This window comes from Enterobacter sp. SA187, from assembly GCF_001888805.2.
In the GTDB taxonomy this organism is placed as follows: Bacteria; Pseudomonadota; Gammaproteobacteria; order Enterobacterales; family Enterobacteriaceae; genus Enterobacter_D.
Window position 1 is genome coordinate 3041483 of the sequence record NZ_CP019113.1, and the last position, 15464, is coordinate 3056946.

Genomic DNA, 15464 nt, shown 5'->3' on the forward strand with positions numbered 1-15464 from the left:
GCAATATAAAGGCTTTGCTTGACGCCATCGCTATTTTTCGTTGAGCTACAGCCGACCAGCACGATTAATTAAAGGGGTAAATGTGGGAAATCAGGCGAAAGACGACGAGTTATACCAGGAGATGTGCCGCGTAGTGGGTAAAGTGGTGCTGGAGATGCGCGATCTGGGCCAGGAGCCGAAGCATATCGTTATTGCTGGCGTATTACGTACCTCGCTTGCTAACCAGCGTATCGTCCGGTCTGAATTAACTAAAGTCGCCATGGAGGCGGTTATTAAAGCGTTATCGAACACGGCCTGACCCGTATTTCCCCTGATGAGTCTTTAAACCAACGGCATAGACGTGTAGTATCAGGGGTGAGCTTATCCGCAGAGGGTAAGGGTGCGGTTGTTAAACCCTGCACAGATTCCGCAGAGTGAAGCGGAAAGCCTTATCTAAACTGCTGATAATTATTAGAAAATAGTTTTGTATGTGATCTTTCGTGTGGGTCACCACTGCAAATAAGGATATAAAATGCCAGTTATTACCCTTCCTGACGGCAGTCAACGTCACTTCGATAAAGCCGTAAGCCCATTAGATGTCGCACTGGATATCGGTCCTGGTCTCGCGAAAGCGTGTATCGCCGGACGTGTTAATGGCGAGCTGGTCGATGCAACCGATCTAATAGAAAACGATGCGCAGCTGGCTATCATCACCGCAAAAGATGAAGATGGTCTGGAAATTATTCGTCACTCCTGTGCGCACCTGTTGGGTCATGCCATTAAGCAACTGTGGCCGAATACCAAAATGGCTATCGGTCCGGTTATCGATAATGGCTTCTATTATGATATTGACCTTGACCATACCCTGACGCAGGAAGATCTCGACGCGCTCGAAAAACGTATGCACGAGCTCGCCGAAACCAATTACGATGTCGTCAAGAAAAAAGTCAGCTGGCACGAAGCGCGTGAAACCTTCGCGTCCCGCGGCGAGAGCTATAAAGTCTCTATCCTTGATGAAAACATTGCCCACGATGATAAGCCTGGCTTGTATCATCATCAGGAATACGTCGACATGTGCCGTGGTCCGCACGTGCCGAATATGCGTTTCTGCCATCACTTTAAACTGATGAAAACCGCGGGCGCGTACTGGCGTGGCGACAGCAATAATAAAATGTTGCAGCGTATCTACGGCACCGCATGGGCAGATAAAAAAGCGCTGAACGCCTATTTACAGCGTCTTGAAGAAGCCGCTAAACGCGATCACCGTAAAATCGGTAAACAGCTCGACCTGTATCATATGCAGGAAGAAGCGCCGGGTATGGTATTCTGGCATAACGATGGCTGGACTATTTTCCGTGAACTGGAAACTTTTGTACGTTCTAAACTGAAAGAGTACCAGTATCAGGAAGTGAAAGGCCCGTTCATGATGGACCGTGTGCTGTGGGAAAAAACCGGCCACTGGGACAACTATAAAGATGCGATGTTCACCACCTCCTCGGAGAACCGTGAATACTGCATCAAGCCGATGAACTGCCCGGGTCACGTGCAGATCTTCAATCAGGGTCTAAAATCCTACCGTGACCTGCCGCTGCGTATGGCAGAGTTTGGTAGTTGTCACCGTAATGAGCCGTCAGGCGCGTTACATGGACTGATGCGTGTACGTGGTTTCACTCAGGATGACGCCCATATCTTCTGTACAGAAGAGCAGGTGCGTGATGAAGTGAACGCCTGTATTCGTTTGGTCTACGATATGTACAGCACCTTTGGCTTCGAGAAGATCGTCGTCAAACTTTCCACTCGCCCCGAAAAACGTATCGGTAGCGATGAAATGTGGGATCGTGCTGAGGCGGATCTGGCAGTCGCGCTGGAAGAAAACAACATCCCGTTTGAATATCAGCTGGGTGAAGGCGCGTTCTACGGTCCGAAAATTGAATTTACCCTGTATGACTGCCTCGATCGTGCATGGCAGTGCGGTACGGTACAGCTGGACTTCTCCTTGCCGTCTCGTCTGAGCGCCTCTTATGTGGGCGAAAACAACGAGCGACAAGTTCCGGTAATGATTCACCGCGCGATCCTCGGTTCACTGGAGCGCTTTATCGGCATCCTGACCGAAGAATTTGCGGGCTTCTTCCCGACCTGGCTTGCGCCAGTGCAGGTAGTGGTGATGAATATTACTGATTCTCAGGCGGAATATGTCAACGAATTGACCCGCAAACTGCAAAATGCCGGCATTCGCGTTAAAGCAGACTTGAGAAACGAGAAGATTGGCTTTAAAATCCGCGAGCACACTTTACGTCGTGTCCCTTATATGCTGGTTTGTGGCGATAAAGAGGTTGAAGCCGGCAAAGTCGCCGTGCGTACCCGTCGTGGTAAAGACCTGGGTAGCCTGGACGTAAATGACGTTATCGAGAAGCTGCAACAAGAGATTCGCAGCCGCAGTCTTCAACAACTGGAGGAATAAGGTATTAAAGGCGGAAAACGAGTTCAAACGGCGCGACCGAATCGCATCAATGGCGAGATTCGCGCCACAGAAGTTCGCTTAACAGGTCTGGAAGGCGAGCAGCTTGGTATTGTGAATTTGAGAGAAGCTCTGGAAAAAGCTGAAGAAGCCGGGGTCGATTTAGTAGAAATTAGCCCTAACGCCGAGCCGCCCGTTTGTCGTATAATGGATTACGGCAAGTTCCTCTATGAAAAAAGCAAATCTTCTAAGGAACAGAAGAAGAAGCAAAAAGTTATCCAGGTTAAGGAAATCAAATTCCGACCTGGTACAGATGAAGGTGACTATCAGGTAAAACTCCGCAGCCTGATTCGCTTTCTCGAAGAGGGTGACAAGGCCAAGATCACACTGCGTTTCCGCGGTCGTGAGATGGCCCACCAACAGATCGGTATGGAAGTGCTTAATCGCGTGAAAGAAGATCTGGGTGAACTGGCAGTGGTCGAATCCTTCCCTACGAAGATCGAAGGCCGCCAGATGATCATGGTGCTTGCTCCTAAGAAGAAACAGTAAGGCCATCAAGTAATCATTCCTGTGGGCCACGCTCACGGGACTGATTCGCCTTTGTTTCGTTTATTAACAATGCGAAGTGGAAGTTATTAAAATGCCAAAAATTAAGACCGTACGCGGTGCTGCTAAGCGCTTCAAAAAAACCGGTAAAGGTGGTTTTAAGCACAAGCACGCTAACCTGCGTCATATTCTGACCAAAAAAGCTACTAAGCGTAAACGTCACCTGCGCCCGAAAGCCATGGTTTCTAAAGGCGATCTGGGTCTGGTAATCGCGTGCCTTCCGTACGCATAAGTCGTTAACCTTTTAACTTTTTAAGAATAGATACAGGAGAGCACACATGGCTCGCGTAAAACGTGGTGTAGTTGCACGTGCACGTCACAAGAAAATTTTGAAACAAGCTAAAGGTTACTACGGTGCGCGTTCACGCGTATACCGCGTTGCCTTCCAGGCTGTTATCAAAGCAGGTCAGTACGCTTATCGTGACCGTCGTCAGAAAAAGCGTCAGTTCCGTCAACTGTGGATTGCGCGTATTAACGCAGCAGCACGTCAGAACGGTATTTCTTACAGCAAATTCATCAACGGCCTGAAAAAAGCCTCTGTTGAAATCGACCGTAAGATTCTGGCTGACATCGCTGTATTCGACAAAGTGGCATTCTCTGCCCTGGTCGAAAAAGCGAAAGCAGCTCTGGCATAAGCCAGTGAAGAGAGGGGGCTTAGCTCCCTCTTTTTTATTTGTAATACCGTCATTTTGTTGACAATTCGTCGTCCGGCCTTTTCAATAGGCAGTATCGGTTTTTCCACACAAGGTAACGCAAGCATGAATGCTGCTATTTTCCGCTTCTTTTTTTACTTTAGCACCTGAAACCGGGAGGCTAGCGCGTGAAAGAAGAAACGAAAAACAGCGCCAGAAAGCCTCCTGATGGAGGCTTTTTTTATGCCTGATTTTTAAAAATAAGAGACCACCATAACGGTGTCTGCACCGACATAATGAGGAAAACCATGTCACATCTCGCAGAGCTGGTTGCCAGCGCCAGGGCAGCCATTAACGAGGCTTCAGATATTGCCGCATTAGATAATGTGCGCGTTGAATATCTGGGTAAAAAAGGGCAACTGACCCTTCAGATGACCACCCTGCGTGAGTTGCCAGCTGAAGAACGTCCGGCAGCCGGTGCGGTGATCAACGAAGCCAAAGAGCAGGTGCAGCAGGCGCTGAACGCCCGCAAAGCCGATCTGGAAAACGCCGCGCTGAACGCCCGTCTGGCCGCGGAAACCATCGATGTATCCCTGCCGGGACGCCGCACTGAAAACGGTGGTCTGCATCCGGTAACCCGTACCATCGATCGTATCGAAAGCTTTTTCGGCGAGCTTGGCTTTACCGTGGCCACCGGCCCGGAAATCGAAGACGATTACCATAACTTTGATGCCCTGAATATTCCGGGTCATCATCCGGCGCGCGCCGATCACGACACCTTCTGGTTCGATGCCACCCGCCTGCTGCGTACGCAGACCTCTGGCGTACAGATCCGCACCATGGCGAACCAGCAGCCGCCGATCCGTATTATCGCGCCAGGTCGCGTTTACCGTAACGATTACGACCAGACGCACACCCCAATGTTCCATCAGATGGAAGGCCTGATCGTTGATACCAACATCAGCTTCACCAACCTGAAAGGGACGCTGCACGACTTCCTGCGTAACTTCTTTGAAGAAGATCTGCAGATCCGCTTCCGTCCGTCCTATTTCCCGTTCACCGAACCGTCCGCGGAAGTGGATGTGATGGGTAAAAACGGCAAATGGCTGGAAGTGCTGGGCTGCGGCATGGTGCATCCGAACGTGCTGCGCAACGTCGGCATCGATCCGGAAGTCTATTCCGGCTTCGCGTTCGGCATGGGTATGGAGCGTCTGACCATGCTGCGCTATGGCGTAACCGATTTACGTGCATTCTTCGAAAACGATCTGCGTTTCCTCAAACAGTTTAAATAAGGCAGGACAACATAATGAAATTCAGTGAACTGTGGTTACGCGAATGGGTTAATCCGGCGATCGACAGCGACGCGCTCTCCGATCAGATCACCATGGCGGGTCTGGAAGTGGACGGCGTGGAGCCGGTCGCAGGCCGCTTTAACGGTGTGGTAGTGGGTGAAGTGATGGAGTGCGGTCAGCACCCGAACGCCGACAAACTGCGCGTCACCAAAGTCAACGTCGGCGGCGACCGCCTGCTTGATATCGTCTGCGGCGCGCCGAACTGCCGTCAGGGCCTGAAAGTGGCAGTGGCAACCGTTGGCGCTGTGCTGCCGGGCGATTTCAAAATCAAAGCGGCAAAACTGCGCGGCGAGCCGTCTGAAGGCATGCTCTGCTCCTTCTCGGAACTGGGTATTTCCGACGATCATAACGGCATTATCGAGCTGCCCGCCGATGCGCCCATTGGCACCGACCTGCGCGACTACCTGAAGCTTGACGATAACACCATCGAAATCAGCGTGACGCCAAACCGCGCCGATTGCCTCGGCATTATCGGCGTTGCCCGCGACGTGGCGGTGCTGAACCAGGCGCCGCTGATGGAGCCGGAAATCGCGCCCGTAGCCGCAACTATCAACGATACGCTGCCGATCGCCGTTGAAGCCGCCGATGCCTGCCCGCGTTATCTGGGCCGCGTCGTGAAAGGCATCAACGTCAGCGCGCCGACGCCGCTGTGGATGAAAGAGAAGCTGCGCCGCTGTGGTATTCGTTCTGTCGATGCCGTGGTTGACGTTACCAACTATGTGCTGCTGGAACTCGGCCAGCCGATGCACGCCTTCGATCTGAACCGCATTGACGGCGGCATCGTGGTGCGAATGGCGAAAGAGGGCGAAACCCTGGTATTGCTGGACGGCAACGAAGCCAAACTCAATGCCGACACCCTGGTAATTGCTGACCACAGCAAGGCGCTGGCGATGGCCGGTATTTTCGGCGGCGAACACTCCGGCGTGAATGACCAGACCCAGGACGTACTGCTGGAATGCGCCTTCTTCAGCCCGCTGTCCATTACCGGCCGCGCACGCCGTCACGGTCTGCATACCGATGCGTCCCACCGTTACGAGCGTGGCGTGGATCCGGCGCTGCAGTTCAAAGCCATGGAGCGCGCCACCCGTCTGCTGATCGACATCTGCGGCGGCAATGCCGGTCCGGTGATTGACGTGACCAATGACGCCGCGCTGCCGAAAGCGGCGACCATCACCCTGCGTCGCAGCAAACTGGATCGTCTGATTGGTCATCACATTGCCGATGAGCAGGTCAGCGACATCCTGCGCCGTCTGGGCTGTGAAGTCACCGAAGGTCAGGACCAGTGGCAGGCTGTGGCGCCGAGCTGGCGTTTCGATATCGCTATTGAAGAAGACCTGGTTGAAGAAGTCGCCCGTATTTACGGCTACAACAATATTCCGGACGAGCCGGTGCAGGCTGGCCTGATCATGGGTCAGCACCGCGAAGCGGATCTGTCGCTGAAGCGCGTGAAAACGCTGCTTATCGACAAAGGCTATCAGGAAGTCATTACCTACAGCTTCGTGGATCCTAAGGTGCAGCAACTGGTGCATCCGGGCGCGGAAGCGCTGATCCTGCCAAGCCCGATCTCCAGCGAAATGTCAGCCATGCGTCTGTCCCTGTGGACGGGGCTGCTGACAACCGTGGTCTATAACCAGAACCGTCAGCAGAACCGCGTGCGCATTTTTGAATCCGGCCTGCGTTTTGTGCCGGATACCACAGCGGATCTGGGTATCCGTCAGGATCTGATGCTGGCGGGCGTTATTTGTGGCAACCGTCACGATGAACACTGGAATCTGGCAAAAGAGAGCGTTGATTTCTATGATTTGAAAGGCGATCTGGAATCCGTGCTCGATCTGACCGGCAAACTGAACGAGATTCAGTTCCAGGCAGAGGCCAATCCGGCGTTGCATCCGGGCCAGGCTGCCGCGATTTATCTGAAAGGTGAACGCGTTGGTTTCATTGGTGTTGTGCATCCTGAACTGGAGCGCAAGCTGGATCTCAATGGTCGTACCATCGTGTTTGAGCTGGAGTGGAACAAGGTCGCAGACCGCGTGGTGCCTCAGGCGCAGGAGATTTCCCGCTTCCCGGCAAACCGCCGCGACATCGCTGTTGTGGTCGCTGAAAATGTACCCGCAGCAGATGTTTTGGCCGAATGTAAGAAAGTTGGCGTAAATCAGGTAGTTGGCGTAAACTTATTTGACGTGTACCGCGGCAAGGGTGTGGCGGAGGGCTATAAGAGCCTCGCTATCAGCCTGATCCTTCAGGATAACAGCCGTACACTCGAAGAAGAGGAGATTGCCGCTACCGTTGCCAGATGCGTAGGGGCATTAAAAGAGCGATTCCAGGCATCATTGAGGGATTGAACCTATGGCGCTAACAAAAGCTGAAATGTCAGAATATCTGTTTGATAAGCTTGGGCTTAGCAAACGGGATGCCAAAGAGCTTGTAGAGTTGTTTTTCGAAGAGATCCGTCGCGCTCTGGAAAACGGTGAACAGGTGAAACTCTCTGGCTTCGGTAATTTCGATTTGCGTGATAAGAATCAACGCCCGGGACGTAACCCGAAAACGGGCGAAGATATTCCCATTACAGCCCGGCGCGTGGTGACCTTCAGACCCGGCCAGAAGTTAAAAAGCCGCGTTGAAAACGCTTCGCCCAAAGCAGAGTAATCTGAACTAACCAAAAAGGCCGCCATCGCGGCCTTTTTTCTTTCCTCATTGCAATATCAGCATTAAAATCAAACACATCATTTCACCGTATCCCGGACATTATGCAGGCACTTGCCCGTCTTCAGCACCGTCGCGATCGCCGCAGACTGTGTATCCTCGCCCTGGTACTGCTTATCGCCTGCACCCTCAGCCTGTGCGCCGGGGACCAGTGGATCGCGCCCGACGCCTGGCTTAGCGACAGCGGTCGCCTGTTCGTCGGGCAAATTCGCCTGCCGCGAACCCTGGCGGTGATGCTGGTGGGCGGCGCGCTGGCGCTGTGCGGGGCCGTAATGCAGGCGCTGTTTGAAAACCCACTGGCGGAGCCGGGGCTGCTGGGCGTGTCGAACGGGGCGGGCGTTGGGTTGATTGCCGCCGTGCTGCTCGGGCAGGGCATGCTGCCTGAATGGGCGCTGGGGCTGTGCGCCATTCTGGGGGCGCTGGTCATTACGCTGATCCTGTTGCGTTTTGCTCGGCGTCATCTCTCCACCAGCCGACTGCTGCTGGCGGGGGTCGCGCTGGGCATTATCTGTAGCGCCCTCATGACCTGGGCTATTTATTTCTCCACGTCCTTTGATTTACGCCAGCTGATGTACTGGATGATGGGCGGTTTTGGCGGCGTCGACTGGCAGCAGAGCTGGCTGATGCTGGCGCTGGTCCCGGTGATGGCGTGGGTATGCCTTCAGTCGCAGCCGCTCAACATGCTGGCGCTGGGGGAAATCTCCGCCCGTCAGCTGGGGCTGCCGCTGTGGCTGTGGCGCAACGTGCTGGTGGTCGCCACCGGCTGGATGGTCGGTGTGAGCGTGGCGCTGGCCGGGGCGATTGGCTTTATCGGCCTGGTTATTCCCCATATTCTGCGTCTGTGCGGTATGACCGACCATCGTGTGCTGCTGCCCGCCTGTACGCTGGCAGGGGCGGCGGCGCTGCTGTTCGCCGATATTGTGGCGCGTCTGGCGCTCAGCGCGGCAGAGCTTCCCATCGGCGTTGTGACCGCCACGCTGGGCGCACCTGTATTTATCTGGCTATTATTAAAGGCCGGGCGCTAAGACCCGGCTATACGATCTGCAAACTAAGGGGATGTTATGCAACATGATATTTTACATACCGACGTGATCACCATTGATGGCGAACACACGACGCTTGAACAATACGCAGGTAAAGTGCTGCTGATCGTTAATGTCGCGTCTAAATGCGGCCTGACGTCGCAGTATGAACAGCTGGAAAATATCCAGAAAGCCTGGAAAGACGCCGGATTAGTGGTGCTCGGTTTCCCGTGCAATCAGTTCCTCGGTCAGGAGCCGGGCAGCGAAGAAGAGATCAAAACCTTCTGCAGCACCACCTATGGCGTGACCTTCCCGATGTTCAGCAAAATCGACGTCAACGGCGAAAACCGTCACCCGCTGTATCAGAAACTGATTGCAGCCGCCCCGACCGCCGTTGCGCCGGAAGCGAGCGGTTTTCATGAGCGTCTGGCCAGTAAAGGCCGCGCGCCGCTGTATCCGGATGACATCCTGTGGAACTTTGAAAAATTCCTCATTGGTCGCGACGGCCAGGTGGTACAGCGTTTCTCACCGGACATGACCCCGGAAGATCCGATTGTCATGGAAGCCATTAAGGCCGCGCTGGCGAAATAATGTCTGCGTTGATGCAATTACAGGATGTGGAGGCGCCGGGCCGACTCGGTCCGCTCAGCGGCGAGATCGGCAGGGGCGAGATCCTGCATCTGGTCGGCCCCAACGGTGCCGGTAAAAGCACACTGTTGGCGCGTATGGCCGGGCTGACCCAGGGAAAGGGCAGGGTGATGTTTAACGACACATCCCTGGCCGCCTGGCCCGCCACCTCCCTTGCCCGCCACCGCGCTTACCTTGCGCAGCAGCAGATGCCGCCGTTCTCCATGCCGGTATGGCATTTTCTGTCGTTGCATCAACCGCACAACCCGGACGCGGCGCTCTGCGAGTCAGTCGCCGCCGCGCTTGGCCTGAGCGATAAGCTTGGACGCGCCACCAGTCAGCTTTCCGGCGGTGAATGGCAACGCGTGCGGCTGGCGGCAGTCATTTTGCAGATCCATCCGCAGGGAAATGCTGACGGACAACTATTGTTACTGGATGAGCCGATGAACAGTCTCGACGTGGCGCAGCAGGCTGCGCTGGACAGGCTGCTCAGCGCGCTGTGCGCGGCGGGGGTGACGATTGTCATGAGCAGCCACGATCTTAATCATACGCTGCGCCACGCGCACCGTGCATGGCTTCTGCGCAGGGGGCAGCTGGTCGCCAGTGGCACGCGTGACCATGTGATGACGCCGGTCAATCTCGAAAAAGCCTATCAGATCCCGTTTCGTCGCCTGAACATTGAGGGGCATAGCGTGCTGATTTCCGCCCGCTAAGTGAATGGTAACTTGCGCAGGACACAACACACAGGCTAAATTTCTGCTGAAATAATAAAGTAAAGGATGCGTCCGGTATGCGTTACTGGTTTTTACTCGCAGCAGCGTTGTTTCTGGCAGGGTGCAGCAGCCATCGCGCGCCGCCGCCAAATCCCCGTCTTTCCGACTCGATCACCGTTATCGCCGGTCTTAACGATCAGCTCAGCAACTGGCGCGGCACGCCTTACCGTTATGGCGGTATGAGCCGTGGCGGCGTGGATTGTTCCGGCTTTGTACTGATGACTTTCAGAGACAAGTTCGATCTGCAACTGCCGCGCGAAACCCGCCAGCAGGCAAAGATTGGCACCGAAATCGACAAGGACGATTTGTTGCCGGGCGATCTGGTGTTTTTCAAAACGGGGTCGGGTGAAAACGGTCTGCACGTCGGCATTTATGATACCGACAATCAGTTTATTCATGCTTCCACCAGCCGGGGGGTGATGCGCTCATCGCTGGATAATGTTTACTGGCGTAAAAACTTCTGGCAGGCCCGCCGCATATAAATCTCCCCTTCACCCACCCCTAATGGTGGGTGAATATCTCCTTTCTCTTATTGTTTTTTTCTTAACCACTTATTCCGCCACGGATTACTCCTGGTAAATCATCCTAATTAATTAAACTGTTAATATTTCTAAACTAATGTGTTAATGAAATTTTCGTTACTGGCTATTATAGTTTATTCGGGATAAGATTTGCCTTAGGGCAAAGGATGAACCGCAATTAAAAAGGAAAAAATGAAAGTATTTCGTCTTAAGCCCCCTGGGTTGAATGGTATTAATACCTTTGTTAGCGAGCCGGGAAACACCCTAATCATGGGACTGGCGATATGATCCTGACGCTTGAAAGCACATGGCGCACCGAGCTGTTATTACAGCCCGCCCGTAGCGCGCAGGGCAAACTGGAAGGCCTGCAGATTATCGTCAATCTTATTGGCGTGGATGGGCACATCCATACGCCTGCCGGGGAGTTACTGGCGCAACTCCCCGCACAGACAGCCCTGACGCTGTTCTCAGAACAGCTGGCGTTGCTTGAATCCTGTAAGCTCTTTTTTATCCAGCACAGCATTCCGGCCTGGATTAATATAACGCCAGTGATTGCCGGGGCGCTTTTAAGTGATGCTGAACTGGCGGCGAGCGTGGAACGTTTTCCATTTCTGGCATTCTCTATTAATGAGAATTATCCCGATTTGAATAAAGGGGCTGCGCATCCACAACTTTCTGCGCTCGCGGAACGTTATTCCCTGATGCTGGAAAATTTCGGCGCAGGAAAAAGTTCCACCCGGGCGGTATTTGATGGACTGTTTAAACAGGTGATTCTGGATAAAAACTTTGTCCATCATCGATTAACCTCACGCTCCTTCGAACCTTTTATGCGTGCCGTTGTTAGCCAGGTAAAACCTTATTGTCAGTCGATTATCATCGACGGCATTGATAATGAATTTTCCCGCCAGCGTATTTTACCTTTTCATTTCTCAGCGATGATGGGGGCGTTATGGTCGCCGGTGACGGTGGCTGAACTGACCACTCTGGTACAGGGATAACCCTGAGGTTATCCCGTGTTTAACCTCCGCATTACCCACTACACTTAATGCAGGAGGAAACATGACCCTTTCTTTTACTACCCACTGGCGCGATGAGCTGCCGGAGTTTTACACCGCACTACAACCCACGCCGCTACAAAATGCGCGCCTGGTCTGGCATAACGAACCCCTTGCCGAAACGCTCGGTATTCCTGCCTCGCTGTTCAATACTGCGCAAGGTGCAGGCGTTTGGGGCGGCGAGGCGCTGCTGCCTGGCATGTCACCGCTGGCGCAGGTTTACAGCGGCCACCAGTTTGGCGTATGGGCGGGTCAGCTTGGCGACGGGCGCGGCATTCTGCTCGGCGAACAGTTGCTGGCTGATGGAACCACCCGCGACTGGCATCTGAAAGGCGCAGGTCTGACGCCGTATTCACGAATGGGTGACGGTCGCGCCGTGCTGCGCTCCACTATCCGGGAAAGTCTGGCCTCTGAAGCCATGCATTATTTAGGGATCCCCACCACGCGCGCGCTGTCGATCGTCACCAGCGACACGCCGGTGCGCCGCGAAACCGTAGAGCAGGGGGCGATGATGATCCGTATCGCGCAAAGTCACGTGCGCTTCGGGCATTTCGAACATTTTTACTACCGTCGCGAACCGGAAAAAGTGCAGAAGCTGGCGGATTTCGTTATTCGGCATTACTGGCCGCAGCTGCAGGATGAGGCGGATAAGTATGCCCTGTGGTTTAACGATGTGGTGAGCCGGACGGCGTCGCTGATTGCGCGCTGGCAGGCCGTCGGCTTCGCTCATGGGGTGATGAACACCGATAACATGTCGATTCTCGGCCTGACCATTGATTATGGCCCCTACGGTTTCCTCGACGATTACCAGCCGGGTTATATCTGTAACCATTCCGATTATCAGGGCCGCTATCGTTTTGATAATCAGCCTGGGGTGGGGTTGTGGAATCTGCAAAAACTGGCGCAGACGCTGTCGCCGTTTATCGCGGTGGAAGTCCTTAATCAGGCGCTGGAAAACTATCAGCAGGTGCTGCTGCGGGAATATGGCGCTTTAATGCGCAGTAAACTGGGCTTCACGACAGAACAGAAGGGCGATAACGAGATACTGAACCGGCTGTTCGCTCTGATGGCAAGGGAGGGCAGCGACTACACCCGTACCTTCCGTATGCTCAGTCAGACGGAGCAGCAGAGCGCCAGCTCGCCGCTGCGCGATGAATTTATAGATCGGGCCGGGTTTGATGCCTGGTTTGTGGATTATCGTGCGCGTCTGCAACAGGAAGGCGTTGATGACGTGACGCGGCAGGGGCAGATGCAGGCGGTGAACCCGGCGATGGTGCTGCGTAACTGGCTGGCCCAGCGCGCCATCGAACAGGCGGAGCAGGGTGACATGGCGGAGCTTGAGCGTTTGCATATTGCACTGCGCACACCCTTTGCAGACAGGGGAGATGATTACGTCAGCCGCCCGCCGGACTGGGGTAAGCGTCTGGAAGTGAGCTGCTCGAGCTAAGCGATTTGCGCCGGGTGGCGGCTTCGCCTTACCCGGCCTACATGATGAGCGCGGTGTAATGCGATGCATTGCCGGGTGGCGGCATTCGCCTTACCCGGCCTACATTCTGGATTCACTGTGGTATCGACAGTTGTAGGCCCGGCAAGCGTAGCGCCGCCGGGCATCCATGGAACCGCCCTCAGAACCGGCTGTCCACGGCGCTGGCGAGCATTTCCAGCAGCCTTTCGCTGTCGTCCCAGCCCAGACATGGATCGGTGATCGACTGCCCGTACACCAGCGGCTGTCCGGCGACGATTTTCTGCGTGCCTTCTTCTATAAAGCTTTCCGCCATGATCCCGGCGATAGCCGTCGATCCGGCGCGGATCTGCTGGCAAATGTCTTCACACACCTCCAGCTGACGGCGATGCTGCTTCTGGCAGTTGCCGTGGCTGAAATCCACCACCAGCTGCTCCGGCAGGCTGAACTCGCGCAGCGTGTCGCAGGCTTTCGCCAGGTCTTCCGCCCGATAGTTCGGCTGTTTGCCGCCGCGCATAATAATGTGCCCGTACGGATTACCGCTGGTCTGGTAAATGGTCATCTGGCCGGTTTTATCCGGTGAGAGGAACATATGGCTGGCGCGCGAGGCACGGATGGCATCCACCGCGATAAGCGTATTGCCGTCGGTGCCGTTTTTGAAGCCCACCGGACAGGAGAGCGCCGACGCCATTTCCCGGTGGATCTGGCTTTCGGTGGTACGCGCGCCGATAGCGCCCCAGCTGATGAGATCGGCAATAAACTGCCCGGTCACCATATCGAGGAATTCCGTGGCGGTAGGCACCCCAAGCTCGTTCACCTGCAACAGCAGTTTACGCGCCAGTTCGATACCGTGATTCACGCGATAGCTGCCGTTAAGATCCGGATCGGAGATCAGCCCTTTCCAGCCCACTACCGTGCGCGGCTTTTCAAAATAGGTGCGCATGACGATTTCCAGCCGGTGCTGGTACTTCTCACGCAGCCCCTGTAAACGACGGGCGTAGTCCATCGCGGCGTCGAGATCGTGAATGGAGCAGGGGCCGACAATCACCAGCAGGCGGCGATCCGTCCCGTTAAGGATTTTCTCAATGCGACGCCGTGAGGCCGTGACGTGTTCCGCCACGCTTGCGGAGACAGGATAGCGTTGCGCCAGTTCAGCCGGCGTGACCAGGCTGTCTATGCGCGCAGTACGCAGTTCATCGGTTTTATTCATTACATTTCTCAGAAATTTGTGGCTTCAGCGGCAGGTCTGCCGGGAAGTGATGGGCATCACGATAAACCAATCCCGTGGTATTTCAAGTGCGGGCGTGATACGCATCACAATCCAAAAGGTAATGATAACGAAATTTTAACCGATGTACTAGCTTGCTAGTGCACAGGAGTGCGCCGGTTAATACATGCGGCGGTTCAGCTTCATCATGTCGAGTATTTTGGTGGCGATCTCCTCCACGGAGAAATTGGTGCTGTTAAGAAAAGGAATTTGGTTTTTCCGGTACAGCGCTTCCACTTCCGCCACTTCCATGCGGCACTGGCGCAGCGAGGCGTAGCGACTGTTTTCCCGCCGCTCTTCACGGATAGCGGCGAGGCGCTCGGCGTTGATGGTCAGCCCGAAAAGTTTATGCTGCAACGGCTTAAGCGCAGCGGGCAGCACCAGGTTATCCATATCGTCGGCGATAAAGGGATAGTTGGCGGCGCGCACGCCGAACTGCATCGCCAGATAGAGACTGGTGGGAGTTTTACCGCAGCGCGACACGCCCAGCAGAATAACCTGCGCCTGATCCAGATTACGCATCGAAATGCCGTCATCGTGCGCCAGCGTATAATCGATGGCGGCGATACGCGCATCGTACTTAATCAGATTGCCGGGATTAAGCCCGTGAGTGCGGTGCGCAACGGGGGTGGGATCGAGCTTGAGCTCCTGCTGTAAGGGCGCGACCAGCGCCTGTACGATGTCCTGACAGAACCCTTCGCTTTGCATAATGATGTTGCGCACTTCTGGCAGCACAATGGAGTAAAACACCAGCGGACGGATCCCGGTCTGCTGATAGAGCGCGTCGATCTGCTCTTTCACCGCCTTCGCGCGGCTTTCGTTTTCCACAAAGGGCAGGGTGATGCTGTTGATGGCGACCGGAAACTGCGACATCACCGCATGCCCCAGCACCTCGGCGGTGATTGCCGTTCCGTCAGAAATATAAAAAACATGCCTGTCTACAGAATTATCCATTTAAGCCGCCCTGAAATAATCGTAATTGCATAAAAGCATAAATTAAAATCACC

Annotated in this window: 17 protein-coding genes and 1 other annotated feature; of the genes, 15 read left to right on the forward strand and 2 right to left on the reverse strand. The window is 54.6% G+C overall.

Annotated features, from left to right (window positions below):
- The first annotated feature begins 82 nt into the window (after window positions 1–82).
- From fumD to selO, 15 genes are all read left to right on the forward strand, one after another.
- The gene (fumD, locus tag BMF08_RS14535; protein WP_072568265.1) at window positions 83–298 is read left to right on the forward strand and encodes a fumarate hydratase FumD; all 216 of its coding nucleotides are present in this window, start codon (window positions 83–85) and stop codon (window positions 296–298) included.
- A gap of 213 nt (window positions 299–511) precedes the next feature.
- Window positions 512–2440, forward strand: coding sequence for a threonine--tRNA ligase (gene thrS, locus BMF08_RS14540; protein WP_072568266.1), 1929 nt, complete (start codon window positions 512–514; stop codon window positions 2438–2440).
- A 3-nt stretch (window positions 2441–2443) separates the two neighbouring features.
- Window positions 2444–2986 carry a translation initiation factor IF-3 gene (infC, locus tag BMF08_RS14545; protein WP_072568267.1) on the forward strand — a complete coding sequence of 181 codons (543 nt, stop codon included), beginning with the start codon at window positions 2444–2446 and terminating at the stop codon, window positions 2984–2986.
- A 91-nt stretch (window positions 2987–3077) separates the two neighbouring features.
- Entirely contained in the window at window positions 3078–3275 is a 198-nt protein-coding gene (rpmI, locus tag BMF08_RS14550; RefSeq protein WP_001124225.1) for a 50S ribosomal protein L35, read from the forward strand.
- Window positions 3276–3321: 46 nt separating this feature from the next.
- Window positions 3322–3678 (forward strand): 50S ribosomal protein L20, encoded by a 357-nt coding sequence (gene rplT, locus BMF08_RS14555; RefSeq protein WP_045442118.1) that lies wholly within the window; start codon window positions 3322–3324, stop codon window positions 3676–3678.
- 118 nt (window positions 3679–3796) lie between these two features.
- Window positions 3797–3920, forward strand: a sequence feature (Phe leader region).
- Window positions 3802–3846 carry a pheST operon leader peptide PheM gene (gene pheM / locus BMF08_RS21245; protein WP_001386830.1) on the forward strand — a complete coding sequence of 15 codons (45 nt, stop codon included), beginning with the start codon at window positions 3802–3804 and terminating at the stop codon, window positions 3844–3846. Its footprint overlaps the feature before it by 45 nt.
- Window positions 3921–3983: 63 nt before the next feature.
- Window positions 3984–4967: a phenylalanine--tRNA ligase subunit alpha gene (gene pheS, locus BMF08_RS14565; protein ID WP_072568269.1), complete on the forward strand. Its 984-nt coding sequence runs from the start codon at window positions 3984–3986 to the stop codon at window positions 4965–4967.
- A 14-nt stretch (window positions 4968–4981) separates the two neighbouring features.
- Window positions 4982–7369: a phenylalanine--tRNA ligase subunit beta gene (gene pheT / locus BMF08_RS14570; protein WP_072568270.1), complete on the forward strand. Its 2388-nt coding sequence runs from the start codon at window positions 4982–4984 to the stop codon at window positions 7367–7369.
- A gap of 4 nt (window positions 7370–7373) precedes the next feature.
- Window positions 7374–7673 carry an integration host factor subunit alpha gene (gene ihfA, locus BMF08_RS14575; RefSeq protein ID WP_006820203.1) on the forward strand — a complete coding sequence of 100 codons (300 nt, stop codon included), beginning with the start codon at window positions 7374–7376 and terminating at the stop codon, window positions 7671–7673.
- A gap of 101 nt (window positions 7674–7774) precedes the next feature.
- On the forward strand, window positions 7775–8755 hold the full coding sequence (btuC, locus tag BMF08_RS14580) for a vitamin B12 ABC transporter permease BtuC (RefSeq protein ID WP_072568271.1): 981 nt from the start codon (window positions 7775–7777) through the stop codon (window positions 8753–8755).
- A gap of 36 nt (window positions 8756–8791) precedes the next feature.
- Complete coding sequence (locus BMF08_RS14585; RefSeq protein WP_072568272.1) at window positions 8792–9343, forward strand: glutathione peroxidase; 552 nt, start codon at window positions 8792–8794, stop codon at window positions 9341–9343.
- Entirely contained in the window at window positions 9343–10092 is a 750-nt protein-coding gene (btuD, locus tag BMF08_RS14590; RefSeq protein ID WP_072568273.1) for a vitamin B12 ABC transporter ATP-binding protein BtuD, read from the forward strand. Before BMF08_RS14585 ends, btuD begins: the two co-directional genes overlap by 1 nt.
- A gap of 77 nt (window positions 10093–10169) precedes the next feature.
- Complete coding sequence (locus tag BMF08_RS14595; protein WP_072568274.1) at window positions 10170–10634, forward strand: C40 family peptidase; 465 nt, start codon at window positions 10170–10172, stop codon at window positions 10632–10634.
- Window positions 10635–10957: 323 nt separating this feature from the next.
- Window positions 10958–11671 carry an EAL domain-containing protein gene (locus BMF08_RS14600; protein WP_072568275.1) on the forward strand — a complete coding sequence of 238 codons (714 nt, stop codon included), beginning with the start codon at window positions 10958–10960 and terminating at the stop codon, window positions 11669–11671.
- Between the two features lie 61 nt (window positions 11672–11732).
- Entirely contained in the window at window positions 11733–13175 is a 1443-nt protein-coding gene (selO, locus tag BMF08_RS14605) for a protein adenylyltransferase SelO (RefSeq protein ID WP_072568276.1), read from the forward strand.
- A gap of 178 nt (window positions 13176–13353) precedes the next feature.
- Here the strand turns inward: selO and aroH are convergent, their stop codons facing one another.
- Together aroH and ppsR are read right to left on the reverse strand one after the other, a co-directional pair.
- Window positions 13354–14400: a 3-deoxy-7-phosphoheptulonate synthase AroH gene (gene aroH / locus BMF08_RS14610; RefSeq protein WP_072568277.1), complete on the reverse strand. Its 1047-nt coding sequence runs from the start codon at window positions 14398–14400 to the stop codon at window positions 13354–13356.
- Window positions 14401–14577: 177 nt separating this feature from the next.
- On the reverse strand, window positions 14578–15411 hold the full coding sequence (gene ppsR / locus BMF08_RS14615; protein WP_072568278.1) for a posphoenolpyruvate synthetase regulatory kinase/phosphorylase PpsR: 834 nt from the start codon (window positions 15409–15411) through the stop codon (window positions 14578–14580).
- Between the last annotated feature and the right edge of the window lie 53 nt (window positions 15412–15464).

Coding starts and splice junctions, on each gene's coding strand:
- thrS (WP_072568266.1), top strand. CDS start 512: ATGCCAGTTATTACCCTTCCTGACGGCAGTCAACGTCACTTCGATAAA.
- rplT (WP_045442118.1), top strand. CDS start 3,322: ATGGCTCGCGTAAAACGTGGTGTAGTTGCACGTGCACGTCACAAGAAA.
- aroH (WP_072568277.1), bottom strand. CDS start 14,400: ATGAATAAAACCGATGAACTGCGTACTGCGCGCATAGACAGCCTGGTC.
- pheS (WP_072568269.1), top strand. CDS start 3,984: ATGTCACATCTCGCAGAGCTGGTTGCCAGCGCCAGGGCAGCCATTAAC.
- ihfA (WP_006820203.1), top strand. CDS start 7,374: ATGGCGCTAACAAAAGCTGAAATGTCAGAATATCTGTTTGATAAGCTT.
- rpmI (WP_001124225.1), top strand. CDS start 3,078: ATGCCAAAAATTAAGACCGTACGCGGTGCTGCTAAGCGCTTCAAAAAA.
- BMF08_RS14585 (WP_072568272.1), top strand. CDS start 8,792: ATGCAACATGATATTTTACATACCGACGTGATCACCATTGATGGCGAA.
- selO (WP_072568276.1), top strand. CDS start 11,733: ATGACCCTTTCTTTTACTACCCACTGGCGCGATGAGCTGCCGGAGTTT.
- pheT (WP_072568270.1), top strand. CDS start 4,982: ATGAAATTCAGTGAACTGTGGTTACGCGAATGGGTTAATCCGGCGATC.
- btuD (WP_072568273.1), top strand. CDS start 9,343: ATGTCTGCGTTGATGCAATTACAGGATGTGGAGGCGCCGGGCCGACTC.
- btuC (WP_072568271.1), top strand. CDS start 7,775: ATGCAGGCACTTGCCCGTCTTCAGCACCGTCGCGATCGCCGCAGACTG.
- ppsR (WP_072568278.1), bottom strand. CDS start 15,411: ATGGATAATTCTGTAGACAGGCATGTTTTTTATATTTCTGACGGAACG.
- BMF08_RS14600 (WP_072568275.1), top strand. CDS start 10,958: ATGATCCTGACGCTTGAAAGCACATGGCGCACCGAGCTGTTATTACAG.
- BMF08_RS14595 (WP_072568274.1), top strand. CDS start 10,170: ATGCGTTACTGGTTTTTACTCGCAGCAGCGTTGTTTCTGGCAGGGTGC.